Origin of the sequence: Vibrio sp. D404a, assembly GCF_030248535.1 — a bacterium.
Lineage (GTDB): Bacteria > Pseudomonadota > Gammaproteobacteria > Enterobacterales > Vibrionaceae > Vibrio.
This window is the reverse complement of record NZ_JAHGAJ010000024.1, coordinates 24,921-49,315: the sequence shown is the minus strand read 5'-3', so window position 1 is coordinate 49,315 and position 24,395 is coordinate 24,921. Positions and strand designations below refer to the sequence as shown.

Annotated in this window: 22 protein-coding genes; 18 read left to right on the top strand and 4 right to left on the bottom strand. The window is 45.9% G+C overall.

Annotation, left to right across the window (positions count from 1 at the left end):
- The first annotated feature begins 50 nt into the window (after positions 1-50).
- The 15 genes from ispC (at position 51) to KI655_RS14860 (ending at position 17,719) form a co-directional block, all read left to right on the top strand.
- Entirely contained in the window at positions 51-1,259 is a 1,209-nt protein-coding gene (gene ispC, locus KI655_RS14930) for a 1-deoxy-D-xylulose-5-phosphate reductoisomerase (protein WP_285406563.1), read from the top strand.
- On the top strand, positions 1,256-2,614 hold the full coding sequence (rseP, locus tag KI655_RS14925) for a sigma E protease regulator RseP (protein ID WP_285406560.1): 1,359 nt from the start codon (positions 1,256-1,258) through the stop codon (positions 2,612-2,614). The genes ispC and rseP overlap by 4 nt, the downstream gene beginning before the upstream one ends.
- Positions 2,615-2,662: 48 nt before the next feature.
- Positions 2,663-5,068: an outer membrane protein assembly factor BamA gene (bamA, locus tag KI655_RS14920; protein ID WP_285406558.1), complete on the top strand. Its 2,406-nt coding sequence runs from the start codon at positions 2,663-2,665 to the stop codon at positions 5,066-5,068.
- Positions 5,069-5,095: 27 nt separating this feature from the next.
- Positions 5,096-5,596 (top strand): OmpH family outer membrane protein, encoded by a 501-nt coding sequence (locus KI655_RS14915; RefSeq protein ID WP_032551707.1) that lies wholly within the window; start codon positions 5,096-5,098, stop codon positions 5,594-5,596.
- Between the two features lie 5 nt (positions 5,597-5,601).
- Positions 5,602-6,633 carry a UDP-3-O-(3-hydroxymyristoyl)glucosamine N-acyltransferase gene (gene lpxD / locus KI655_RS14910; protein ID WP_285406555.1) on the top strand — a complete coding sequence of 344 codons (1,032 nt, stop codon included), beginning with the start codon at positions 5,602-5,604 and terminating at the stop codon, positions 6,631-6,633.
- 94 nt (positions 6,634-6,727) lie between these two features.
- Complete coding sequence (fabZ, locus tag KI655_RS14905) at positions 6,728-7,180, top strand: 3-hydroxyacyl-ACP dehydratase FabZ (protein ID WP_032551709.1); 453 nt, start codon at positions 6,728-6,730, stop codon at positions 7,178-7,180.
- Position 7,181: 1 nt separating this feature from the next.
- The gene (gene lpxA, locus KI655_RS14900; RefSeq protein WP_032551710.1) at positions 7,182-7,970 is read left to right on the top strand and encodes an acyl-ACP--UDP-N-acetylglucosamine O-acyltransferase; all 789 of its coding nucleotides are present in this window, start codon (positions 7,182-7,184) and stop codon (positions 7,968-7,970) included.
- Between the two features lie 123 nt (positions 7,971-8,093).
- A complete protein-coding gene (lpxB, locus tag KI655_RS14895; RefSeq protein WP_285406549.1) occupies positions 8,094-9,290 on the top strand; it encodes a lipid-A-disaccharide synthase in 1,197 nt (398 codons plus the stop codon).
- The gene (gene rnhB, locus KI655_RS14890) at positions 9,265-9,939 is read left to right on the top strand and encodes a ribonuclease HII (RefSeq protein WP_285406546.1); all 675 of its coding nucleotides are present in this window, start codon (positions 9,265-9,267) and stop codon (positions 9,937-9,939) included. The genes lpxB and rnhB overlap by 26 nt, the downstream gene beginning before the upstream one ends.
- 82 nt (positions 9,940-10,021) lie before the next feature.
- Complete coding sequence (gene dnaE / locus KI655_RS14885) at positions 10,022-13,501, top strand: DNA polymerase III subunit alpha (protein WP_285406543.1); 3,480 nt, start codon at positions 10,022-10,024, stop codon at positions 13,499-13,501.
- Positions 13,502-13,546: 45 nt separating this feature from the next.
- On the top strand, positions 13,547-14,506 hold the full coding sequence (gene accA / locus KI655_RS14880) for an acetyl-CoA carboxylase carboxyl transferase subunit alpha (RefSeq protein ID WP_150869120.1): 960 nt from the start codon (positions 13,547-13,549) through the stop codon (positions 14,504-14,506).
- A 116-nt stretch (positions 14,507-14,622) separates the two neighbouring features.
- Complete coding sequence (gene tilS / locus KI655_RS14875) at positions 14,623-15,957, top strand: tRNA lysidine(34) synthetase TilS (protein ID WP_285406536.1); 1,335 nt, start codon at positions 14,623-14,625, stop codon at positions 15,955-15,957.
- A gap of 59 nt (positions 15,958-16,016) precedes the next feature.
- Positions 16,017-16,328, top strand: a complete 312-nt coding sequence (locus KI655_RS14870) for a cytochrome c (protein WP_285406533.1) — start codon at positions 16,017-16,019, stop codon at positions 16,326-16,328.
- A gap of 112 nt (positions 16,329-16,440) precedes the next feature.
- Positions 16,441-16,779, top strand: coding sequence for a nitrogen regulatory protein P-II (gene glnB, locus KI655_RS14865; RefSeq protein WP_004738609.1), 339 nt, complete (start codon positions 16,441-16,443; stop codon positions 16,777-16,779).
- Positions 16,780-16,840: 61 nt separating this feature from the next.
- Entirely contained in the window at positions 16,841-17,719 is an 879-nt protein-coding gene (locus KI655_RS14860) for an endonuclease/exonuclease/phosphatase family protein (protein WP_285406464.1), read from the top strand.
- Here KI655_RS14860 and KI655_RS14855 read toward each other — a convergent pair.
- From KI655_RS14855 to gloB, 3 genes are all read right to left on the bottom strand, one after another.
- Positions 17,716-18,402 carry a YIP1 family protein gene (locus KI655_RS14855; protein WP_285406462.1) on the bottom strand — a complete coding sequence of 229 codons (687 nt, stop codon included), beginning with the start codon at positions 18,400-18,402 and terminating at the stop codon, positions 17,716-17,718. The genes KI655_RS14860 and KI655_RS14855 overlap by 4 nt on opposite strands.
- Positions 18,399-19,973, bottom strand: a complete 1,575-nt coding sequence (locus tag KI655_RS14850) for a LysM peptidoglycan-binding domain-containing protein (protein ID WP_285406460.1) — start codon at positions 19,971-19,973, stop codon at positions 18,399-18,401. The genes KI655_RS14855 and KI655_RS14850 overlap by 4 nt, the downstream gene beginning before the upstream one ends.
- A 70-nt stretch (positions 19,974-20,043) precedes the next feature.
- On the bottom strand, positions 20,044-20,802 hold the full coding sequence (gene gloB / locus KI655_RS14845; RefSeq protein ID WP_285406458.1) for a hydroxyacylglutathione hydrolase: 759 nt from the start codon (positions 20,800-20,802) through the stop codon (positions 20,044-20,046).
- A 39-nt stretch (positions 20,803-20,841) separates the two neighbouring features.
- Here gloB and KI655_RS14840 point away from each other — a divergent pair, with 39 nt between their 5' ends.
- A complete protein-coding gene (locus tag KI655_RS14840) occupies positions 20,842-21,621 on the top strand; it encodes a methyltransferase domain-containing protein (RefSeq protein WP_285406456.1) in 780 nt (259 codons plus the stop codon).
- 48 nt (positions 21,622-21,669) lie between these two features.
- Here KI655_RS14840 and rnhA read toward each other — a convergent pair whose 3' ends face one another.
- Positions 21,670-22,134 carry a ribonuclease HI gene (gene rnhA / locus KI655_RS14835; RefSeq protein WP_285406455.1) on the bottom strand — a complete coding sequence of 155 codons (465 nt, stop codon included), beginning with the start codon at positions 22,132-22,134 and terminating at the stop codon, positions 21,670-21,672.
- 56 nt (positions 22,135-22,190) lie between these two features.
- Here rnhA and dnaQ point away from each other — a divergent pair, with 56 nt between their 5' ends.
- Positions 22,191-22,943 carry a DNA polymerase III subunit epsilon gene (gene dnaQ, locus KI655_RS14830; RefSeq protein WP_285406454.1) on the top strand — a complete coding sequence of 251 codons (753 nt, stop codon included), beginning with the start codon at positions 22,191-22,193 and terminating at the stop codon, positions 22,941-22,943.
- A gap of 9 nt (positions 22,944-22,952) precedes the next feature.
- A complete protein-coding gene (locus tag KI655_RS14825; RefSeq protein ID WP_285406452.1) occupies positions 22,953-24,203 on the top strand; it encodes a TIGR03503 family protein in 1,251 nt (416 codons plus the stop codon).
- Positions 24,204-24,395: the final 192 nt, after the last annotated feature.

Sequence of the window (24,395 nt, the reverse complement as noted above, 5' to 3'; positions counted from 1 at the left end):
AGAAGGGCAGAGTCATCTGCCCTTTGTTTTATCCCTACGGTCTTACTGTGATGCGAAATCTAACTATCCTTGGCGCAACAGGCTCAATCGGTGCAAGCACCCTTAGAGTTGTTGAACAGAACCCAGAACAATACAACGTCGTGGCTTTAGCTGCGGGTTCTAATGTAGATAAAATGCGAGAGCTGGTGAACAAGTGGCAGCCTGAATATGTGGCTATGGCGTGCTCTCAAGCAGCTGCAGAACTAGAGCGCCAACTTCAACAAGACTCTGTCTCAACGCTAGTGTTAAGTGGCAATGATGGCATGTGTCAGGTTGCAGCTTTAGACAAGGTTGATACCGTGATGGCGGCTATCGTTGGTGCGGCAGGTCTGTTGCCGACCATGTCTGCGGTAAAGGCTGGTAAGCGTATCTTGCTTGCCAATAAAGAAGCTTTGGTTATGTCGGGTCAGCTGTTTATCGATGCCGTTGAAAAGTATGGTGCAGAGCTCCTGCCCGTTGATAGCGAACATAACGCGATTTTTCAGTGTCTTCCAGAACGCGTTCAAACTCAGCTTGGGCGCTGTGATCTTGCCGAAAGCGGCATCAACCATATCCTTTTGACTGGTTCTGGCGGTCCATTCCGTTATACAGACGTCTCTGAACTAGAATCGGTGACTCCACAAAAAGCGATCGCGCACCCTAACTGGTCTATGGGGCCAAAGATTTCAGTAGATTCAGCGACTATGATGAACAAAGGTCTTGAGTATATTGAAGCCAAATGGCTGTTTAATGCCTCTCAAGAGCAACTTAAGGTGATTATTCATCCGCAGTCCGTGATTCACTCTATGGTGCAATACAAGGACGGCTCGGTGTTGGCTCAAATGGGTGAGCCTGATATGGCGACACCTATTGCATTGACCATGTCTTACCCAGACCGTATTGATGCGGGTGTGAAGCCTCTTGATTTTACCAAAGTAGGCGAGCTGACGTTTTTAGAACCAGACTACGCACGCTACCCATGTTTAAAACTGGCCATCGAAGCTTGTTACCTTGGGCAGCACGCGACAACGGCAATTAATGCGGCGAATGAAGTCGCGGTCGACGCTTTCTTGAATGAGAAGGTGAAATTTACCGACATTGCCTTGATTAACGAACACGTTATGAACAAAGTCTGTGAACAACACACGTCTGAAAGTCTAGATAGCTTGGAAAGCTTGCTAGAGCTAGATACTATGTCACGCAATCTTGCCGTTCAGTTTATTGAAGAGCAGTTATTATGAGTGGAATTCTATGGAACTTCGTGTCCTTCATCGTTGCATTAGGGATATTAGTCGCGGTTCATGAGTTTGGACATTTTTGGGTTGCACGTCGTTGTGGTGTAAAAGTCGAAAAATTCTCGATTGGTTTTGGTAAATCTATCTGGAGCAAAGCCGGCAAAGACGGCACCGAATACAGCTTATCGGTTATCCCTTTGGGCGGTTACGTCAAAATGCTCGATGGCCGAGTTGATGATATCTCCGAAGAGCAACAACAGTACGCATTTGACAAGAAGCCTCTGTGGAAACGAACAGCGATTGTCGGTGCCGGGCCTGCGTTTAACTTTTTGTTTGCTATTTTCGCGTATTGGCTGGTATTTCTGATTGGTGTGCCAGCCGTTAAGCCCGTAATTGGTGAGGTAGCTCCGCAATCTATTGCTGCTCAAGCAGGAATTGAATCTGGGATGGAACTTAAATCTATTTCAGGAATCAAAACCGCTGATTGGGAATCTGTGAACATTGGTCTGATCTCACATATTGGTGATGAGAGCATGACGGTGACCGTAGCCTCAGAGGGCAACATTGGTAATGAGCAGCAACTGACTCTCGACCTGACGCAATGGTCTTTTGACCCAGAGACAGAATCAGCGATGTCAACGTTGGGCTTTAAGCCTTTCTCACCTGAGATTTCTACAGTACTGGCTCAGGTTATCGAAGATGGTGCCGCTTATGCTGCGGGCTTTGAGGCGGGTGATCAGATCGTCAATATCAGTGGTACGGCGATTAATGATTGGCCGATGGTGGTTGAAGCTATTCGCTCAAACCCAGGCCAAGAACTAAGTGTTATTGTCGATAGAAATGGTTATCAGACTGAGCTGACGCTAACACCTAAATCTCGCGAGTTATCTGATGGCAGTTCAATCGGTTATGCTGGTATTGCTCCAGAAGTCGCAGAATGGCCTGAAGACTATCGCTTTGAACTGCAATTTGGTGTATTTGAAGCTGTAGGAAAAGCGATTGATAAAACAGGTCAGATCATTGACCTGACACTGACGATGCTCAAGAAGCTTATCGTGGGTGATGTAGGGTTAAACAACCTAAGCGGACCTATCTCCATTGCTAAAGGTGCAGGCACCACAGCAGATTATGGATTGGTTTACTTCCTAGGTTTCTTAGCTCTAATCAGTGTGAACTTAGGCATTATTAATTTAGTACCGCTGCCTATGTTAGATGGCGGGCATTTGCTCTTTTTCGCTATTGAGGCCATTACACGTAAACCTGTACCCGAAAAGGTACAAGAGATGGGTTACCGAGTGGGCAGTGCGATTATATTCTCACTGATGGCTCTAGCAATATTTAACGACTTTACTCGTCTGTGAATGGTTCATCACAGACTTTGGTAGTAGCAAGGAATAATTAGAATAAGTATGGCGATTAAGCAAATTCTGTTCGCAAGTCTATTAGCCACTAGCGTGGCGGCGAATGGGGCAGAAAACTTCGTAGTTCAAGATATAAAAATTGAAGGTCTACAGCGTGTGGCGCTTGGTGCTGCTCTCTTGAAAATGCCAGTGCGTATTGGCGATCAAGTGAGTGAAGGCGATGTATCTGAAATTATTCGAGCGCTTTATGCATCCGGTAACTTTGAAGACGTAAAAGTATTACGTGACGAAGGCGTACTGATCGTGCAGGTGCAAGAGCGTCCAACAATCGCTAACATCTCTTTCTCTGGCAACAAAGCAATTAAGGAAGAACAGCTTCAACAAAACCTTGATGCGTCCGGTGTGCGTGAAGGCGAAGCGTTAGACCGCACAACGCTGAGCAATATTGAGAAAGGTCTCGAAGACTTTTACTACAGTGTTGGTAAATACAATGCGACAGTAAAAGCGGTTGTGACACCTCTGCCACGTAACCGTTCTGATCTTAAGTTTGTGTTTACTGAAGGTGTGTCAGCGAAGATCCAACAGATCAACTTCATTGGTAATGAAGTTTACAGTGACGAAGAGTTACTGAGCCGCTTCAACTTAAATGTGGATGTGGCATGGTGGAACTTCTTAGCGGATGAAAAATACCAGAAGCAGGTACTTGCGGGTGATATTGAAGCACTGAAGTCTTACTACCTTGATCGTGGTTACTTGAAGTTCCAAGTTGATTCTACTCAAGTATCTATATCTCCAGATAAGAAAGGTGTCTACATCACTCTTGGTCTTGATGAGGGCCAACCTTATTCTGTTAAAGACGTGAAGTTCCGTGGTGAATTGATAGGCCGTGAAGCTGATTTTGAAGCCTTAGTGCCGTTTGAAGAAGGCGAGACCTATAACGGTTCTGCTGTCACATCACTGGAAGAGAACGTTAAACGAATCTTGGGTGAGTCGGGGTACGCATACCCACAAGTTCGCACCATTCCTGAATTCGATGATGAGACTCAAGAAGTGTCATTGGTGATCAACGTGGAAGCAGGTAGCCGTATCTACGTGCGTGACATTCGTTTTACCGGCAATAATTCAACCAAAGATGAAGTACTGCGTCGTGAAATGCGTCAAATGGAAGGCAGCTGGCTCAACTCGAAATCTATCGACACAGGTAAGAGTCGTCTTAACCGTTTAGGCTTCTTCGAAACTGTAGATGTACAAACGGTTCGTGTTCCGGGCAGCGAAGACCAAGTCGATTTGGTCTACAACGTAAAAGAAGCGAACTCGGGTAGCATTAACTTCGGTGTCGGCTACGGTACTGAATCAGGTGTGAGCTTCCAAGTGGGTCTTCAACAAGATAACTTTGCGGGCTCAGGCAACCGTGTTGGCATCAGTGCCATGATGAACGATTACCAAAAGAACGTGAGCTTGGACTACCGCGACCCATACTGGAACCTGGATGGCGTTAGCTTGGGTGGTAAGATCTTCTACAACGAATTTGAAGCATCGGAAGCGGGTATTGTTGACTATACCAACCAAAGTTATGGTACCAGCCTGACGTGGGGTTTCCCTGTAGACGAACTGAATCGTATAGAGTTTGGTGTGGGTTATACACACAACAAGATTGGTAATGTTCCGGGTTATGTTCAGGTTGAGCAGTTTGCGCGTAGTATCAACCAATACGGTGATGAGCATCTTTTGACTGATGACTTTGACGTTAATATTTCTTGGACTCGCAACAACTTGAACCGCGGTTTCTTCCCAACGCAAGGTAACCATCAGCGTGCTTTCTACAAAATGACGGTACCGGGTTCAGATGTTAAGTACTTTAAAGCCCAATATGATGTGAAACATTACATCCCACTGACTAAAAAGCATGAATTTACCCTACTGATGCGTGGTCGTTTAGGCTATGGTAATGGCTATGGTCAGACGGATGGGAACGATAACTTGTTCCCATTCTACGAGAACTACTACGCTGGTGGCTTCACAACGTTGCGTGGATTCGGCTCTAACTCTGCTGGTCCAAAGGCTGTTTACTCAAACAGCACGGGTAACAACCCGACTTACGATACAGCAACTGATGACTCAATTGGTGGTAACGCAATCGCACTTGCAAGCTTAGAGTTAATTGTACCGACGCCATTTGCTTCAGATGAGGCTCGCAGCCAGATCCGAACTAGTGTGTTCTTTGATATGGCAAGTGTATGGGATACAGAGTTTGTTGACCGTGGAGCACCAAGTAACGGCTCTCAGTACTACTACGATTACTCTGACCCAACACATTATCGCTCTTCATACGGTGCAGCCCTACAGTGGATGTCGCCAATGGGACCACTGGTTTTCTCTCTAGCTAAACCAATTAAAATTTACGAAGGTGATGATGAAGAGTTCTTCACATTCACCATTGGTAGAACTTTCTAATACTTAAAGGACAATATTTTGAAAAATATGATGAAAGCAGCAGGTCTAGGCCTAATCGTTCTTAGCTCTTCTTTCTTTGCAACAGCTGCAGAAGCGGCACAGAAAATTGGCTACGTGAACACTGCACAAGTATTCCAAGCTCTACCTCAGCGTGAAGTTGTTCTTCAAAAAATGCAGGAAGAGTTCAAAGATAAAGCAGCTGAACTGCAGAGCATTCAAGCAGAAGCGCAAACTAAAATTGAAAAGCTAAAGCGTGATGGCGAGCTTCTTGGTCCAGAAGAAGTTGAAAAACTGCGTATCGAAGTGGGTCAACTAGACAGCAAGTACAAGATCAAAGCGCAAGCTCTAGAGAAAGCGAGCCAACGCCGTGAAGCTCAAGAGAAACAGAAGCTATTTAAAGTGATTCAAGAAGCAGTAGAAAAAGTGGCTGAGAAAGAGGGCTACGACATGATCGTAGACATCTCTACGCTTCAATACGCGAAACCTGAATACAATATCTCTGAGAAAGTAATTAAATCACTGAAATAAGCTCTATGAAGAATCTGACTTTAGCCGAATTGGCAGAAATTACCGGGGGTGAGTTACATGGTGAAGGCAGCGTTGTTGTCTCAGCTGTAGCTCCAATGGACAAGGCAAAAGAGGGGGATATTACTTTCCTTTCGAATGCAAAATACAGTAAACACTTACCTGAATGTAAAGCGTCTGCTGTGATGGTAAAAGAGAGTGAACGTGAACTGTGTACAACTCATGTTATTGTGGTTAATGACCCATACGTTGCGTTTGCGAAAGTAGCACAAGCTCTTGATACTACTCCTGAACCGGCTTCGGCTATCGCAGATTCTGCAGTGATTGCTGAGTCAGCGGTTTTAGGCGCGAACGTATCTATCGGTGCGAATGCGGTGATTGAATCTGGTGTTGAGCTGAGTGATAACGTAGTAATTGGTGCCGGCTGTTTCATCGGTAAAAATGCGAAAATTGGCTCAGGCACTAAGCTGTGGGCGAATGTGAGCATTTACCATGAAGTTGTGCTAGGTGAAGCATGTTTAGTTCAATCAAGCACAGTGATTGGCTCTGATGGCTTTGGTTACGCGAATGAGAAAGGCGAGTGGATTAAGATTCCTCAAGTCGGTACTGTTCGCATTGGTAATCGTGTTGAGATCGGTGCATGTACGACGATTGACCGCGGTGCGCTAGATGATACTGTTATTGAAGATAACGTAATCATTGATAACCAGATGCAAATTGCTCATAACGTTCACATCGGATATGGTTCAGCGTTGGCGGGTGGTACTATCGTCGCTGGCAGCACAACGATAGGTAAGTACTGTATCATTGGTGGTGGTAGCGTTATCAATGGTCATATTGAGATCGCTGATGGCGTAACGATTACCGGTATGGGTATGGTTATGCGTAGCATCACTGAGAAAGGTATGTACTCTTCAGGTATTCCTTTACAGCCAAATAAAGAGTGGCGTAAAACGGCAACGCGCGTTCACCGTATTGATGAGATGAACAAGCGTCTGAAAACTGTTGAAAAACTTATCGAGAAGGGCTCGGAATCATAATTCCAGCATTTCTAATTAAAAGGCTCGCGTCATGCGGGTCTTTTTCGTTTATAATCCCTTTAATTGACTAAAGAATACAAATAGGAATACGACTTTGACTACTGAACAGAAAACGATGAACATTACTGAAATTCAGGAACTACTACCTCATCGCTACCCATTCCTAATGATCGACCGTGTTACTCACTTTGAAGAAGAGAAAACACTGACAGCGATTAAGAATGTCTCTGTGAACGAGCCTCAGTTTACTGGCCACTTCCCACAACTTCCTGTATTCCCAGGTGTGTTGATTCTTGAAGCTATGGCTCAAGCAACAGGTCTGCTTGCATTTAAATCTTTTGGTGCGCCATCAGAGAATGAGTTGTACTACTTTGCGAGTGTTGATAAAGCTAAGTTCCGCAAGCCAGTAGTCCCTGGTGACCAGCTTGTTATTGAAGTGGAATTCCTTAAAGAACGTCGTGGCATCGCATCATTCAATGGTGTAGCAAAAGTGGACGGTGAAGTAGTATGTTCAGCTGAACTAAAATGCGCTCGTAGAGAGTTTTAATATGATCCATGAAACAGCAAACATTCACCCAGCAGCGGTAATAGAAGGTGAGGTGACCATTGGTGCAAACGTATCTGTGGGGCCATTCACTTACATTTCTGGCAACGTAACTATTGGTGAAGGCACTGAAGTTATGTCGCATGTTGTGATTAAAGGTCACACGACAATCGGTAAAGATAACCGAATCTTCCCGCATGCTGTTATTGGTGAAGAGAACCAAGATAAAAAGTATGGTGGTGAGGATACGACTGTCGTTATCGGTGATCGCAACGTGATTCGTGAAGCGGTTCAAATCCACCGTGGTACGGTTCAAGATAAAGCGACTACAGTAATTGGTGATGACAACCTGCTTTGTGTTAACGCTCACGTAGCGCATGACGTTATTGTTGGTAACCACACCCACATTGGCAACAATGCTATCTTGGGTGGTCACGTAACGGTTGGTGATTACGCCGGTGTTATGGCGTTATCTGCTATCCATCCATTCTGCTCTATCGGTGCTTATGCTTACATTGGCGGCTGTTCTGCAGTTGTACAAGATGTACTTCCATATGTTCTTGCTCAAGGTAACCATGCGGCACCATTTGGCTTGAACCTTGTTGGTCTGAAGCGTAATGGTTTCGAGAAGCCTGAGATTCGTGCGCTACAAAAAGCGTATAAAGAAATCTACCGTTCAGGTAAAACGCTAGACGAAGCAAAAGAGACATTGGTAGAGATGGCGAATGAATTCCCATCGATCAACCCAATGCTTGAGATGCTTGAAAGCTCAGAGCGCGGAATTATCCGATAGTAAAATGACAGGGTAAATGGTGTTTATGTGTGTATTCACAGTTTCATTTACCCATTAACAAAAAGATCGCTCCCACATAAGCGATCTTTTTTGTTTTAAGCCGTAAGGAATCAGGAAAGGTTTATGTCAGTAGAAACGATGCAATCAAACCATAATCAAGCACCTTCTGAACGCCCATTAAGAGTGGGTATTGTTGTTGGTGAACTCTCTGGTGATACCCTAGGTGAAGGCTTCATGAAAGCGATTCAAGAGCAGTATCCTAATGCAGAGTTTGTTGGTATTGGTGGTCCAAAAATGAAAGCCTTGGGTTGTGAGTCTCTATTCGAAATGGAAGAGCTTGCTGTAATGGGCTTAGTGGAAGTGCTTGGAAGACTGCCACGATTGCTGAAAGTTAAGGCGGAGTTGGTGAAGTATTTCACAAGTAACCCACCTGACGTTTTTATTGGCATTGATGCGCCAGATTTCAATTTACGTCTTGAGTTAGACCTAAAAAATGCAGGCATTAAAACGGTTCACTATGTAAGTCCATCTGTGTGGGCATGGCGTCCTAAACGTATCTTCAAAATCGATAAAGCGACCGACTTAGTATTGGCATTCCTTCCATTCGAAAAAGCGTTTTACGACAAATATAACGTTGCTTGTGAGTTCGTTGGGCATACGTTAGCTGATGCGATTCCATTAGAACCAAATCAGGCAGAAGCGCGTGAATTGCTCGGTTTAGAGCAAGACAAGAAATGGTTAGCCGTGCTTCCTGGTAGCCGTGGCGGTGAAATGAAGCTGATTGCTCAACCATTTATCGAAACTTGCCAACGCATTCATGAAAAGTACCCGGATATCGGCTTTGTTGTCGCAGCCGTGAATGAGACCCGCAAACAGCAGTTTACCGAGATCTGGAAGGCAACGGCACCAGAGCTGGATTTTGTTATTGTGCAAGATACTGCGCGTAATGTAATTACCGCTGCCGACTCAGTACTACTCGCTTCTGGTACGGTTGCGCTGGAATGTATGCTACTGAAACGCCCTATGGTGGTTGGTTACAAGGTAAATAAACTGACTGGCTACATTGTTAAGAAGCTAGCGATTACCGAGTTTGTTTCTTTGCCTAACATTCTTGCGGGCGAAGAGATCGTTAAGGAGCACATCCTTGAAGAGTGCCACCCTGACTTCTTATTCCCGTCGGTAGACGCCATGCTTTCTCGTGATAACTCTGCTTTAATCGAGCGCTTTACCGAGATGCACCACTGGATTCGTAAAGATGCTGATAAACAAGCGGCGAACCAAGTGTTGAAGCTGATTGGCTGGTCAACGCAAGACAAATAACAGATTACTAAATGCCCAAGAGAACACTATGGCTGTAAAAGATAAAAAAGAACTCCCTCCTTTCGAGTATCCTGCAGGCTACCAGCTGTTTGCAGGCGTTGATGAAGTTGGTCGTGGGCCTTTGGTCGGTGATGTGGTAACCGCAGCGGTAATTCTTGACCCAAATAATCCGATTGAAGGGCTTAACGACTCGAAGAAGCTATCAGAAAAGAAACGCCTAGCCCTATTACCTGAGATCAAAGAGAAAGCGCTAGCGTGGTCTGTAGGACGCTGCTCGCCTCAAGAGATCGATGAGTTAAATATCCTGCAAGCGACCATGGTTGCGATGCAGCGCGCAATCGCTGGTTTAAGTGTACAACCTGATATGGCATTGATTGATGGTAACCGAGTGCCTGATTTACCAATGGCAGGTCAAGCCGTTGTCAAAGGCGACCTTCGAGTTGCAGAAATCAGTGCAGCTTCCATCATTGCCAAGGTGGTGAGAGACCAAGAGATGGAAGAGTTGGACAAGCTACATCCAGAATTTGGTTTTGCGAAACATAAAGGCTATCCAACCAAAGCACACTTTGAAGCTATTGAAAAACATGGTGTGACTGAGCATTATCGTAAGAGCTTTAAGCCTGTAAAACGCATTTTAGGGCTTGATTAGCAGTCGCGTTGGCCAACAGAAACTCATAGAATTAATAAAACGTTGTTACCCCCTAGGCTTAGCCTAGAAATCAGGAAGAAGAATGTCAGATCCTAAATTCGTCCACCTTCGTGTTCATAGTGACTTTTCAATGGTCGATGGACTCTCCAAAGTACCGCCGTTGGTGAAAAAAGTTGCTGAGATGGGCATGCCTGCGATGGCGCTCACCGACTTTACCAACTTATGTGGTCTGGTGAAGTTTTATGGCACAGCTCATGGCTGTGGTGTAAAGCCTATCATTGGTGCAGACTTCCTGATGCAGTCTCCAGAGTTTGGTGAAGAACTTACGCGTTTAACCGTGCTAGCGACGGACAACAAGGGTTACAACAACCTAACTCTGTTGATATCGAAGGCCTATCTTCGTGGGCATGTTCAACACCACCCTGTTATTGATAAGGAGTGGCTGATTGAGAATGCGGAAGGCTTAATTATTCTATCTGGTGCGAAAGACGGCGAGATTGGTAAAGCACTATTGAAGGGCAATCAAGCTCTTGTCGATAGCTGTGTTGCTTTCTACAAAGAACATTTTTCTGATCGCTTTTATCTTGAATTGATTCGTACTGGTCGTCCTGATGAAGAGTCTTACCTGCACTTTGCTCTGGATCTTGCAGAACGAGTAGAACTGCCAGTGGTTGCGACCAACGAAGTAGTCTTTATCTCAGAAGACTTGTTCGAAGCGCACGAGATTCGAGTCGCGATTCATGATGGGTACACTTTAGAAGACCCTCGACGCCCTAAAAACTACAGTGAGCAGCAATATCTTCGTAGTGAAGAAGAGATGTGCGAGCTCTTTGCTGACATTCCAGAAGCTCTAGAAAACAGTGTTGAGATTGCTAAGCGTTGTAACGTTACGGTTCGTTTAGGTGAGTACTTCCTACCAAACTTTCCGACAGAAGGTCTGGCAATTGAAGACTTCTTGATTAAGAAGTCTGAAGAGGGCTTAGAGCGCCGTCTTGCGTTTCTTTTCCCTGATGAACAAGTACGTGCCGAGCGCAGACCAGAGTATGACGATCGTTTGAAAATCGAACTTGAAGTAATTAATAACATGGGTTTCCCTGGTTACTTCTTGATCGTAATGGAGTTCATCCAGTGGTCTAAAGATAACGATGTACCTGTAGGTCCTGGTCGTGGTTCGGGTGCGGGCTCACTGGTAGCCTACGCGTTGGATATCACCGATCTTGATCCACTTGAATACGATCTCCTCTTCGAACGTTTCTTGAACCCAGAACGTGTCTCAATGCCCGATTTCGATATCGACTTCTGTATGGATAAGCGTGACCAGGTTATTGACCACGTAGCAGAAATGTATGGTCGTGATGCGGTATCTCAGATCATCACGTTCGGTACCATGGCGGCAAAAGCGGTAATTCGCGACGTGGGGCGTGTACTTGGTCACCCGTTTGGCTTCGTTGATCGAATCTCCAAACTCGTCCCGCCTGATCCGGGAATGACTCTCGACAAAGCCTTTAAAGCTGAGCCAGCATTGCCAGAGCTGTATGATGGTGATGAAGAGGTGCGTGAGCTGATCGACAAATGTCGTATCCTTGAAGGTTGTACTCGTAACGCCGGTAAGCACGCGGGTGGTGTTGTAATCTCACCAACCACCATCACGGACTTTGCACCTATCTATGCTGATGCCGAGGGTAACTTCCCGGTAACTCAGTTTGATAAGAACGACGTAGAAACTGCAGGTCTGGTTAAGTTTGACTTCTTGGGTCTGCGTACTCTGACAATCATTGACTGGGCGTTAGGGTTAGTAAACCCAAGACTTGAGCGCGAAGGCAAAGATCCAGTTCGTATCGAATCGATTCCGTTAGATGACCAAGCGTCGTTCAACCTGTTACAAAATTCAGAAACTACTGCGGTATTCCAGCTGGAATCTCGTGGTATGAAAGATCTAATCAAACGTCTTCAACCTGACTGTTTCGAAGATATTATCGCATTGGTAGCGCTGTTTCGTCCGGGGCCACTGCAATCGGGCATGGTAGATAACTTTATCGACCGTAAGCACGGCCGAGAAGCTATTTCATACCCAGATGAAACATGGCAGCACGAATCGTTAAAAGAGACGCTTGAGCCAACCTACGGCATTATCTTGTATCAAGAGCAGGTAATGCAGATTGCCCAAATCCTCGCGGGTTATACGCTAGGTGGCGCAGATATGTTGCGTCGTGCGATGGGTAAGAAAAAGCCAGAAGAGATGGCGAAGCAGCGCGGTACCTTTAAAGAGGGTGCAGAAGCCAACGGAGTAGATGGCGAACTGGCCATGAAAATCTTCGACTTGGTAGAGAAGTTTGCAGGCTACGGTTTTAACAAATCTCACTCTGCTGCTTATGCTCTGGTTTCTTATCAAACTCTATGGCTGAAAACGCACTATCCTGCTGAATTTATGGCTGCGGTAATGACAGCGGATATGGATAACACTGAGAAGGTCATCGGCCTTGTGGATGAGTGTTTCCGTATGAAGTTGAAGCTGCTGCCGCCAGATATCAACTCTGGCTTATACCGCTTCAATGTAGATGAAGACGGGGCGATTGTTTACGGCATTGGCGCGATTAAAGGGGTAGGTGAAGGCCCGATTGAAGCGATCATCGAAGCCAGAAACAAGGGCGGGTATTTTAAAGACCTGTTTGATTTCTGTGCTCGTATCGACCTCAAGAAAGTCAATAAGCGTGTTATTGAAAAGCTCATTATGTCGGGTGCACTCGATCGTTTAGGTCCACACCGAGCGGCAATGATGGCTTCGCTTAACGATGCGGTGAAAGCGGCGAGCCAACATCACCACGCTGAATCGTTCGGTCAATCGGATATGTTTGGTGTGTTGACTGATGCGCCAGAAGAGGTCGAACAGAAATATACTCAGGTACCTAAATGGCCAGAGAAGGTATGGTTAGAAGGGGAAAGAGAAACTCTAGGCCTATACCTAACAGGTCACCCGGTTAATGCGTATATTAAAGAGCTTGCCAAATACACTAGTTGCCGCCTAAAAGATGCGACACCGACTCGTCGCGATCAGTCACTGACGATTGCCGGCTTAGTGATTGCGGCTCGAGTGATGACCACTAAACGTGGTACACGAATCGGCTTGATGACGATCGACGATCGATCTGGTCGAATGGAAGTGATGTTGTTCTCAGATGCGCTCGAACGCTACGCAGAATTGCTCGAAAAAGACAAAATTGTGGTCGTTTCTGGACAGGTCAGCTTTGATGACTTCAATGGTGGGCTTAAAATGTCCGCGCGCGAGGTCATGGACTTAGGAAGCGCCCGAGAAAAATATGCTCGCGGATTATCGATTTCTATCGATCAATCACAAATTAATGGTCAATTTTTTGAGCGTTTTAGCCAAATCTTAGAACCATATAGAGCCGGAACGGTCCCAGTCAATGTATACTACCAGCGTGCCGACGCTAGAGCGCGGTTAACATTGGGCACAGAATGGCGCGTAACGCCAAGTGATACATTGATAGATGAATTAAAACAGCTACTTGGAAATAGCCAAGTAGAACTCGAATTTAACTAAAATTCAGCTCTTGCTAATGGGAGCTGAGTCAACAAGGATTCATAGATGAGCCTGAACTTTCTAGAATTTGAAAAGCCTATCGCTGAACTTGAAGCAAAAATTGAAGCGCTACGTGACGTTTCTCGTCACGGTGGTGATGCTGCGGTAGATCTAGACAAAGAAATTGAACAACTAGAGAAAAAAAGCTTAGAGCTTAAACAGAAAATCTTTAGTGACTTAGGTGCATGGCAAGTGGCTCAACTTGCTCGTCACCCACAGCGTCCTTACACGCTAGATTACCTAGAGAACGTATTCACTGAATTTGAAGAGCTAGCGGGTGACCGTGCTTATGCAGACGACAAAGCGATCGTTGGTGGTATGGCTCGTCTGAACGGCCGTCCAGTTATGGTTATTGGTCACCAAAAAGGTCGTGAGACTAAAGAGAAAGTGATCCGTAACTTCGGTATGCCAAAACCAGAAGGTTACCGTAAGGCGTTGCGCTTAATGGAAACCGCTGAGCGTTTCAACATGCCAATCATTACTTTCATCGACACTGCGGGTGCATACCCAGGTGTTGGTGCTGAAGAGCGTGGCCAATCTGAAGCGATCGCAAAGAACCTGAAAGTGATGGCAGGTCTAACGGTTCCAGTTATCTGTAACGTTGTTGGTGAAGGCGGTTCAGGTGGTGCACTCGCTATCGGTGTGGGTGATTACGTGAACATGCTTCAGTACTCAACATACTCAGTAATTTCTCCAGAAGGTTGTGCATCAATCCTGTGGCGTGACTCAGACAAAGCACCACAAGCTGCAGAAGCGATGGGCCTAATTGCTCCTCGTCTAAAAGAGCTTGAGTTGATTGATGAGATTATTCCTGAGCCACTAGGTGGTGCACATCGCGATCCTATCCAAATGGCTGAGAACATGAAAGAGACGCTAGTTAAGCAGCTTGAAGAGCTAGAGCAATTTGATAACGATACGCTACTAGAGCGTCGTTACCAGCGTCTAATGAGCTACGGTTACTGCTAATTGCTAATTGTGTATTGCCTGTAATAAAGCAGGCTCTAAACGTTTGAATGAAAGGGTTGGACTCAGTGCCAACCCTTTTTTATTATTATTGCATTACTCTCAACCGCCAAACTCTAATGTCTCAGCTATATCAAGCGTTCTCATCTGCACTCGAAATTCATTCATCTTCTATCAATCGAATTGTTATCGCATTCAGTGGCGGTGTTGATTCACGAGTGTTGTTAGAGTTGACTGCTCGTTATGGTAAAGAGCAAGGCATTGAGTGCATTGCCGTTCATGTTCATCATGGCTTGAGCACCAACGCCGATGTTTGGGTAGAACAATGCCAGCAATGGTGTTTAGAGTCAGCTGTTAAGCTTTATGTCGAGCGAGTCTCTCTAGATACATCAAGCAGTGAAAGCCTAGAAAAGCTTGCTCGAGATGCACGTTATGGGGTGCTAAAAGCACACCTACGTAAGGGCGATATTTTGCTTACCGGGCAGCATCAAGATGATCAGCTAGAGACGTTTTTGCTTGCGTTAAAGCGAGGCAGTGGACCTAAAGGTCTATCTTCAATGGCAAAAGTGATGCCGATTGATGAAGCCTTTTTGATTCGCCCCTTGCTTGGTGTTTCTCGCCAAGAGATAGAAGCGTTTGCTAGTCAAAGCGGGCTTGAATGGGTCGAAGATGAAAGTAATCGAGATCAGCGCTTTGACCGAAACTTCATTCGTCATGAGGTGACACCTAAGCTGGTGGCGCGCTGGCCCTCTTTCCCTGACTCGGTTACTCGCAGTGCGCAATTATGTGCTGAGCAAGAATTACTGCTCGATGAATTGCTGGTTCCCAAATTGAACCAAGCACTTGGCCATTATCATAGTTTGAAAATTGAAAGCTTGTCAGAGTGTTCAAGCTTGATGCGCGCACGGCTACTAAGAATGTGGCTAGCTGACAATGGTCTAGTTATGCCAAGTCAGAAGCAATTAGAACTGTTGTGGAGTGAGGTCGCTTGTGCACAGCAAGATGCAAATCCAGTTTTGGTGTTAGGTCATGCCGAAGTGCGACGCTTTGACAACAAGCTGTTTATTATCGAATCTCGATCTTCATTAGAATCTTGGCAAGCTGAGTTACAAGTGGGCCAGTCTCTGAAATTACCCGATAGTCTAGGCTCCCTATCATTAAGCGTCATCGGCAACGAGTACTCGAAAGAGACAAAAGGCGCGCTCAATTTCTCATTGTCCAATGCTTCTGGCCCATTAAAAGTGATATTTAATCCTGAAGGTTTAGTGGCTCACCCTGTGGGGCGAGGGCATAGCCGAAAAATGAAAAAACTGTTCCAAGAATATAAGGTACCGAGTTGGCTACGCAGAAGAACACCGATACTCATGGATGGAGAGCATGTAGTAGCGGTGATGGGACTTTTTGTTGATAGGCGCTACCAAGGCCAAGATTGTGAAGCTGTCTGGAGCAAGTAATAGAACTTTGTGGCACAATTTAAAGGCACTTATATCAATAATAATCAATGGAATACGCAATGAAGAAAATAGCAGTAGGATTTGTCCTTGGACTGGGACTATTAAGTGGTCATGCGCTAGCGGGTGATGTCGCTGCTGGCCAAGCAAAAGCAGCAGTGTGCGCAGCGTGTCATGGTGCTGATGGTATCGCTGTGATCCCTGGTTACCCAAACCTAAAAGGTCAAAATGAGCAGTACCTTGTGACGTCAATGAATGCTTACAAAACTAAACAACGAAATGGTGGTCTAGCCGCGGTGATGCAAGCTCAAGCATCGATGCTCAGTGACGCAGATATAGCCAACCTTGCAGCTTACTATGCAAGCCTAAAATAGTTTACATACGAATGTGATTTCTAAGCCAGTGCTTGCCAGCGCTGGCTTTTTTCATTGAATGTTTATGACACCTATTCGATAATGGGCCATTCGTAGAGTTTAAGGGATGAACATGAAAAAAATTGAAGCCATTATCAAGCCATTCAAACTTGATGATGTACGTGAAGCACTGGCTGAAGTGGGTATTACGGGCATGACGGTATCTGAAGTAAAAGGCTTTGGACGTCAAAAAGGCCACACTGAACTTTACCGTGGTGCAGAGTACATGGTTGATTTTCTTCCAAAAGTAAAACTAGAAATCGTAGTGACTGACGAAGTGGCGGATCAATGTGTTGATACCATCATCGAGACAGCACAGACCGGTAAAATCGGCGACGGTAAGATATTCATTACCGACGTTGAGCGTGTGGTTCGTATCCGCACTGGCGAAGAAGACGAAGACGCCGTTTAAAAAAACATTTACCCTAAAAGGAGCGATTATCGCTCCTTTTTCATTTTCTAGGGCTTGGTTTATGTTGAAGAAAGTACTCATTGGTTTTGTTGTCGGCTCTGCGATTATTGTTGCGAGCTTTAAACTGATTTTTAAGATCCCAGTTCAGCCCAATCTTGTCACGAGCTCGCCGAGCATCAGTAATGATGTTTATAGTTGCTATCAAAACCCCAAACCACACGCGATAGATGTCTCTTCGGGGTTGAAAGTCACTGTATGGAATATCTATAAGCAGAATCGTGAGAACTGGCGCACTACACTTAACTCTCTGACCAATGAGAGCCAGTTGGTGCTGCTCCAAGAGGCGAGCATGAGTGAGGATATGCGGAAATGGATCCGTAGCGGCTTATGGGGCAGCAATAGAGTTAATGCCTTTGAAGCGCTCAACGAGAGTGCAGGGGTCTTAAACTTAGCTACTCACCTGCCCATTGAAGCATGTGCCTATACTCACGAAGAGCCATGGCTACAGCTGCCAAAGTCTGCATTGTGGTCACGTTATCAATTGAGTAACGGACAGCAGCTCGCGGTTGTGAACATTCACGCGGTTAATTTCACTTTTGGTACTGAAGATTACTTACAACAGTTGTCAGCACTAACATCGGCCCTAAGAGAGTATCGAGGGCCAGTCATTTTTGCAGGGGATTTTAATAGTTGGAGCGAAGCGCGTTTTGAGGTGCTACAGAAGGCTCTTGGCGAGGTTGGTTTGGCGGAAGTAGCGTTTACGCCAGATAACCGCACCCAATTTGTCACAGGGCTGGTACTTGATCATATCTTCTACCGAGGGTTAACGGTCAGAAACGCAAAAGCGCCCGAAACGGACGCTTCTGATCATAATCCAATGCTGGTTACCTTTGATTTGAATGACAATCGCGAGCAAGATGCAGAATTACTACTGAATTAAGAGACCAAGATATAGATGGCCCAGATTAGGTAGTAGCCAACCCATGGTAAAGCCGAGATAACCAGTGCTTGGCCTCGTTCAAACTCAGTCCAAGTGAGCACTGCAGCGTAACCTAATACGATGTACCAAGGCAGCAACAGTGGGAATGAACTAGCAAACTGTGACCAGTCATTGGTCAGTGGCAGCTTAATTAGGCCATTGATGCTGTTTAGATCTGCGGCATAGTTCATCACCTGACCATGTTTCAGCAGCAGGCTTGCGTAGCTCGCAATATCACCCAGTACTGCAGGGAAGGTGATCACAGCTGACGCGGCAAACCACTTCCAATAGCCGTGCTGGTGTTGACTTGGTTTGGTTGCTAGGTTGAACCAGAAGGCTAGCATCGCAATGGTTAGCGTGCGTCCAAATACATCGCTAATGATTTCACTGGCAAGCAGTGTGTTGCTATCAAGTAACTCCAATTGTTCTGGATTGGTTTGCGAGAGCTGGCGAGTCAACTCTGCGCTCAACCAAGTGAAATCTACGTTAGAAAAATACGCACCCCAAAATAGGAATGGGCTGAGCATTAAGACAACGTAGGGTTGCCACCCCCAGGCTCCTCGCTGATACAGCGCTAGGAAACACGCAGTTGGAGAGCGGAAAATATCCAACAGCATTACGAGTGGGTTACTTGACGGGTTCATACACTTACCTTAGTTACATCAACGTACAGCTTAAGCTTTTGCCCAGGCTGTAAGTACTTCTTGTTTTGCAAAGTGTTCCATTTTACAACATCGGAAGTTTTTACTTTGAACTTTGATGCAATACCGCTGACTGTGTCACCAGATTTTACGCTGTAGAAGACTGTTCTAATGATTGCACCATCAGAACTGTTCTTCCAGATAACCAAATTTTGGCCAATTCTAAGTGTGTCTCGCGGCCCCATGCCATTCCATTTAGCAAGAGATTGATGAGAGACTTTATTGGCACGCGCAATCGTCCATAGGCTATCGCCACTTTTTACTGTATGAGTGAGCTTATACTGACCACGGCTCTTTGACTGGGTATTCGCTAAGCGGTTTGAAGCGCTCAGTGCATATACTTTATCGTCTTTGGTTGAAGAAGGGATAAGCAGGTGCTGACCAACGCGAATGTTGTTATTGCTCATGCCATTGGCACTGCGAATCACCTTGCTAGTGGTATTGTAGCGTTGAGCTAATACACTGATGCTATCGCCAGATTTCACCTTGTAACGTACTAGCTTCATGCCTTTGCCTTTATTGGCAGCGACTTCGCTATTAAACTTTTCAACCGAGCTGATAGGAATAAGCAGTTGTTGATGCTTTTCTGGTGCGGTCGCCCACTGATTGTAGGCTGGGTTGTAGCCTTGCAGCTCTTTCACTGGAATACCGGCATAGTTAGCTGCGATCGCTAAATCGAGCTGCTCTTGCGGGTTGACCAGAGTTAAAACTGGTTTGTTGGCAATCGGTGGAATATCAATGCCGTACTTCTCTTGATTGGCGATGATGTCAGCCAGTGCCAGTAGCTTTGGTACGTAACCGCTGGTCTCTTTCGGAAGGTCAAGAGAGAAGAAGTCGATAGGTTTACCAAGCTTCTTGTTCTTGCGGATCGCGCTGTTAACTCGACCACCACCACTGTTGTATGCCGCGATAGCATGGCTCCAGTCGCCATCAAAGCGTTTGTTTAGTGACTCTAGGTACTCAAGTGCTGCATCGGTTGAGGCAGCGACGTCGCGGCGGCCGTCATACCAAAAGTTTTGCTCCAGACCGTAATATTTGCCTGTACCCGGAATAAATTGCCATAGCCCTGCTGCGCTACCATGGGAGTAGGCAAAAGCGTCAAATGAGCTCTCTACAACAGGCAGTAGGGCCAACTCTAGTGGCAGACCTTTCTCTTCGATCTTTTCAGTGATCAAATAGAGAAACGGTTGGGCACGTTGAGAGACTGTTCTTAGGTGGCTAGGGTGCTTTAGGTACCAAGTGCGGTAGTAGTCCACCGTTTTGTGGTTTGGTACTTCAAGCTCCAGTTGCATCGCAATACGTTTCCAAACATCTTGCTGTGTTTGTGGTGTAACGACAGGCGCTTCAACTTTGGGTTGTTCTTTTTCTGCTTTTGTTACAGATGATTCCGGTTGAGAAACTTCTTTAGCAGGGGGAGTGTTGGTTTGCTCGGAAGCTTGGTCTTGATTATCTGGCTGAGTTAATTGGCAACCAGAAAGTAGTAATACCAAAGCCCAGCTGTACTTAACTCGCATGTTACAGCCTTTTTTTTAAACGGCTGCTGATAATACTTGCCACCCCCTATGAGTGACAAGTCTCTAATTGTTAAAATTCGTTCTTCCACGCACGTAGCGCTGTAAACACTGAGAGCGCATCGGTGTGCTCAGTTCGGTTAGATACTGATTTAATTACACTTGGTTCACTGTAACGGAGAAATGGGTTGATCCACTTCTCTAAACGTAAATTTGTTGGAATTGTCGACTTATTCTGAGCTCGCAAACGATTTACATCGTCTCGGTACTGCTGAAGTTGCATATTGTCTGGTTCAACGGCGAGAGCAAATGCGATGTTGGCTGCAGTGTATTCATGTGCACAGTAGACCTCAGTTTCTTGTGGCAAGGCTGTGATCTTGTTAAGCGCATCAAACATCTGTTGCGGCGTCCCTTCCATGATTCGACCGCAGCCTGCAGAGAATAACACGTCACCACAGAATAGCTTGCCATCGCCAACATAACCAATGTGGCCAGCTGTATGGCCGCTTAAGCCGAGTACCAAAAATACTTCATCGAACAGTTCAAGTTGGTCGCCGTCATCGACAGGGTGAGTCAATGTTGGAATCGGTTCGTTCTTTGGACCAACAACATCAATAGTCGGGAATTGTCTCACTAGCTCTGGAACGCCACCGATGTGATCGTTGTGGTGGTGTGTAATTAAGATTGCATCTAAAGTTAGCTCATGGCGCTCTAAGTACTCAAGCACTGGAGCCGCATCACCAGGATCGACAACAGCACAACGACGATCGCTATTTTCAATCAGCCAGATGTAATTATCATTGAATGCAGGTATGCTTTTGATATGTAACATTATTGGTTCTCCAGTCACTTTAAGTGAGGCAGATTATTGATGAAGCCAGCACGCAGCCGTAAGAAATTTGAGCGCCCTTATACCTGGGAACAATTGCACAATGGCCCTTGGCTACGCGAGTCCATTCAAACTCGTTTAGATGAATGGTGCCCTAAGTTATTTGGTTATCACATGCTCAAGCTTGGTGGTCTCAGTTGCGAGATATCTAGCTGCACATGCAATATTCAACATCAAGTAAATCTAGATATCCAGAACCCTTTACATAATGTGATTGCAGATGACTATAATTTGCCCTTTTTAGAGAAGAGCTTCGATGTTGTCGTCCTCAGTCATCAGTTAGATTATAGCAATGACCCTCACCGTATGTTGCGTGAAGTCGATAGGGTGATGATGGATGATGGCTATCTGATTGTCACAGGGTTTAACCCGTTTAGTTTAACTGGGCTTGCGAGCTTACTGCCTTGGCGAAAAAACAGTTTACCTTGGAGTGGCAGGATGTATACCCCGAGCCGAGTAAAAGACTGGTTGGGTGTACTCAATTATCAGGTGATTCATTGCGATACTTATGCTTTGTTTCCGATGAGCCGCTATCGAGCGATGTGGACTTGGCTTGAAAATAGCTTAGGTAGCTACGCGTCAGTGGCGGGCAGTCAGTACTTTATTGTCGCGCGTAAGCGAACGTATCCGATTAAGCCAATTAAACCACATTGGCACCTTAAACGACGTTTTTCACCGGTTGGAGCCAGCTTTAGAGCAGGCGTGCGCAGCACTTCTATCGAGTCTTCTACGTTATCTAACGTTAATAAAAAAGCCGACTGACGGTCGGCTTTCTCTTGTTCTGCATTTTAGTAATAGACACTACGTGATCTAGCTAGGTTGGTAGCCAGTATCCTCTTCCGTTGGGTTTTCCGCTGCGGTACGTGCCAGTTCATCACACATTTCGTTTTCGCGATGCCCTGCGTGGCCCTTAACCCAGCGCCAATCAACTTGGTGGCGACCTGTCTCTTTATCGAGTAGCTGCCAAAGGTCGGCGTTTTTGACCGGCTTCTTGTCGGCGGTTTTCCACCCCCGTTTTTTCCAGTTGTGAATCCACTGAGTAATGCCTTGGCGAACGTATTGGCTATCGGTAGTCAGAATCACGTTACAAGGCTCTTTGAGTGTTTGTAGCGCAACTACAGCTGCCATCATCTCCATGCGGTTATTCGTGGTTAATGAATAGCCCTTAGCGAGCGTCTTTTCAGTTGTTTTATAGCGAAGTACGATCCCGTAGCCGCCCGGACCGGGATTACCCAGACACGAACCATCAGTGAAAATTTCAACTTGTTTCGCCATGATTTGATACTATTACCTCAAGCACATTATCGGCATAGTCTGACACAGTTATCCTTATGAATACCAGTAACAATTCTGAACAGCGTTCAAGCGCTGAAAATAAACGCATTGTTGTACTCGATACCGAAACGACGGGTATGAACACCGAGAGCGGTCCGCATTATCTCGGGCATCGCATTATCGAAATCGGTGCGGTAGAGATCATCAACCGTAAACTCACTGGGCGCCACTTTCACGTCTATATCAAGCCGGATCGCACTATTCAAGAAGAGGCGATTGGCGTTCACGGTATTACCGATGAGTTCCTAGTCGATAAGCCAGAATATCAAGACGTTCATAAAGAGTTCCTTGAGTTCATTAAAGATGCAGAACTGGTCGCGCACAACGCTCCCTTCGATACCGGCTTTATGGACTACGAGTTTGAGAAGCTTGACCCAAGTATCGGCAAGACTGACGACTACTGTAAAGTGACTGATACCCTTGCCATGGCGAAGAAAATCTTCCCGGGCAAGCGGAACAACCTTGATATCCTTTGTGAACGTTATGGGATAGATAACTCTCACCGAACACTCCACGGGGCTTTGCTCGATGCGGAGATCCTAGCCGACGTCTACCTACTGATGACGGGTGGCCAAACGTCGTTGCAATTTAACGCTGGTCAGCAAGATGGTGCAGCTGAAGGGATCCGCCGTGTCGAAAGTGGTCGAAAATCGCTAAAGGTTTTGCGTGCAACGGCCGATGAATTAAAAGCGCATAAAAATCGTTTAGATCTCGTCGAGGAGAGTGGAAGCTGCCTCTGGCGTCAGTAGGGAGAGAGTATGTTTAAGGCATTGGCTTGGAGTTGCTTGTTACTTGTTAGTATCGGTGTGCAGGCTGCAACGGAGTCTTCAATGCGACTGTTGGATAACCGCTTTAGAGTGGATCCAAGCATTGAACAGATTACGTTTGTTATTTATCGAGCCGACAATTCTCAACCTGTGGTTTTGGTTCGCCCGGATGGTAAAAAATACTATTCGTGGCGTAACGCAGATAACGTTCGCTGGTACCAAGAGTCTTCGATGGACATCGTCTCGATTGACCACCCGATGCCGGGGCCTTGGCAAGCCGTGGGTAAGGTATCACCAAAGAACAATATTAAGCTGCTCTCGCATCTAGTCTTAGATGCGAAACAGTTCCCTGATAAGCTCTATCAAACCGAAGTGCTTAAGTTTACGGCCCGTCTCACCTCAGACGGCAAGCCTTTAGTGCTGCGAGACTTCCTAGATAGAGTCAATCTCAAGATCACCTTTACCAAATACATTGAAAATGAAGACGCCTTAGTCCGTGAAGCGCGACCTGTTCCTGTGATTATGGGTGAATTTGCCGATAACGGCGAAGATCTCGATGAAGTAGCTGGGGATGGTATCTTCACCGTGGCACTACCGATTGATATCGAGCCGGGTAAGTATCGCGCTCGAATTACATCAGGCAATGGGGTCTTCCTACGTGCCCAAGAGCAGCAGGTTCTGGTTTATCCATCTCCAATTTCGACCACCTTTATTCAATCTCGTAAAGAGGGGCAACCTCATACGATTGTAGTGTCTGGCGAACAGGGAATGATTGCGCCAAGCTCTTTGGCGACACATGTGGAACACACAGCGCCTGATGAGTATGTCTCTTATCAACAAGGGCAAGCTGCAGATGAAGGTATGAAGGTCTCGATGGAAGTGCCTTATGTTGGTGAGCTGGGCATTTACTCTTGGGCTGGACGCGTTTTTGCGACCGATGCTTCAAGTCAACGTCCATTGATGTTCCCAATCCAAGAGCAGACCTATAGTGTGGTTGAAGATATCGATCTCGCTGAGTCTCGCCGTTTACAAGAAGAGGCACTTGCCGAGCAAAAACGAATTGCCGCAGAGCAGCAATTACTTAAGCAACGTGAAGAAGATAGACAACGCAGTTTGATCATCATCGGTGTTGGTAACCTTGTTGCCATTCTGCTTGGTCTATTGATTTGGTTTGTCGTTCGTAAAATTAGAGCCAAGAAGCAAGCACAGCCAGAGATGCAGTTATCGGTACCTAAGTCTTAGTCGTTACAAGCTTAAAGCTGTCTTTGATGTTATTACTGCAAGATAGCGTAGTGATCTTTTGATTGCCGCTATTGGGTGGTTACTGTTTGTTAGCGCTCAAACCAGTTGAGCTGGTGGGGGATTCAACGCTGATTATTACCTCCTCTGATAGCTCTTCAATTTGCCAAAATTAAGTATAAAAAAACGGGACTC

Bases quoted from the DNA above. Each gene is read 5' to 3' on its own strand.
- ispC (WP_285406563.1), top strand. From the start codon at position 51: ATGCGAAATCTAACTATCCTTGGCGCAACAGGCTCAATCGGTGCAAGC.
- rseP (WP_285406560.1), top strand. From the start codon at position 1,256: ATGAGTGGAATTCTATGGAACTTCGTGTCCTTCATCGTTGCATTAGGG.
- bamA (WP_285406558.1), top strand. From the start codon at position 2,663: ATGGCGATTAAGCAAATTCTGTTCGCAAGTCTATTAGCCACTAGCGTG.
- KI655_RS14915 (WP_032551707.1), top strand. From the start codon at position 5,096: ATGATGAAAGCAGCAGGTCTAGGCCTAATCGTTCTTAGCTCTTCTTTC.
- lpxD (WP_285406555.1), top strand. From the start codon at position 5,602: ATGAAGAATCTGACTTTAGCCGAATTGGCAGAAATTACCGGGGGTGAG.
- lpxA (WP_032551710.1), top strand. From the start codon at position 7,182: ATGATCCATGAAACAGCAAACATTCACCCAGCAGCGGTAATAGAAGGT.
- lpxB (WP_285406549.1), top strand. From the start codon at position 8,094: ATGTCAGTAGAAACGATGCAATCAAACCATAATCAAGCACCTTCTGAA.
- dnaE (WP_285406543.1), top strand. From the start codon at position 10,022: ATGTCAGATCCTAAATTCGTCCACCTTCGTGTTCATAGTGACTTTTCA.
- accA (WP_150869120.1), top strand. From the start codon at position 13,547: ATGAGCCTGAACTTTCTAGAATTTGAAAAGCCTATCGCTGAACTTGAA.
- tilS (WP_285406536.1), top strand. From the start codon at position 14,623: ATGTCTCAGCTATATCAAGCGTTCTCATCTGCACTCGAAATTCATTCA.
- KI655_RS14870 (WP_285406533.1), top strand. From the start codon at position 16,017: ATGAAGAAAATAGCAGTAGGATTTGTCCTTGGACTGGGACTATTAAGT.
- glnB (WP_004738609.1), top strand. From the start codon at position 16,441: ATGAAAAAAATTGAAGCCATTATCAAGCCATTCAAACTTGATGATGTA.
- KI655_RS14860 (WP_285406464.1), top strand. From the start codon at position 16,841: ATGTTGAAGAAAGTACTCATTGGTTTTGTTGTCGGCTCTGCGATTATT.
- KI655_RS14855 (WP_285406462.1), bottom strand. From the start codon at position 18,402: ATGAACCCGTCAAGTAACCCACTCGTAATGCTGTTGGATATTTTCCGC.
- KI655_RS14850 (WP_285406460.1), bottom strand. From the start codon at position 19,973: ATGCGAGTTAAGTACAGCTGGGCTTTGGTATTACTACTTTCTGGTTGC.
- gloB (WP_285406458.1), bottom strand. From the start codon at position 20,802: ATGTTACATATCAAAAGCATACCTGCATTCAATGATAATTACATCTGG.
- KI655_RS14840 (WP_285406456.1), top strand. From the start codon at position 20,842: ATGAAGCCAGCACGCAGCCGTAAGAAATTTGAGCGCCCTTATACCTGG.
- rnhA (WP_285406455.1), bottom strand. From the start codon at position 22,134: ATGGCGAAACAAGTTGAAATTTTCACTGATGGTTCGTGTCTGGGTAAT.
- dnaQ (WP_285406454.1), top strand. From the start codon at position 22,191: ATGAATACCAGTAACAATTCTGAACAGCGTTCAAGCGCTGAAAATAAA.
- KI655_RS14825 (WP_285406452.1), top strand. From the start codon at position 22,953: ATGTTTAAGGCATTGGCTTGGAGTTGCTTGTTACTTGTTAGTATCGGT.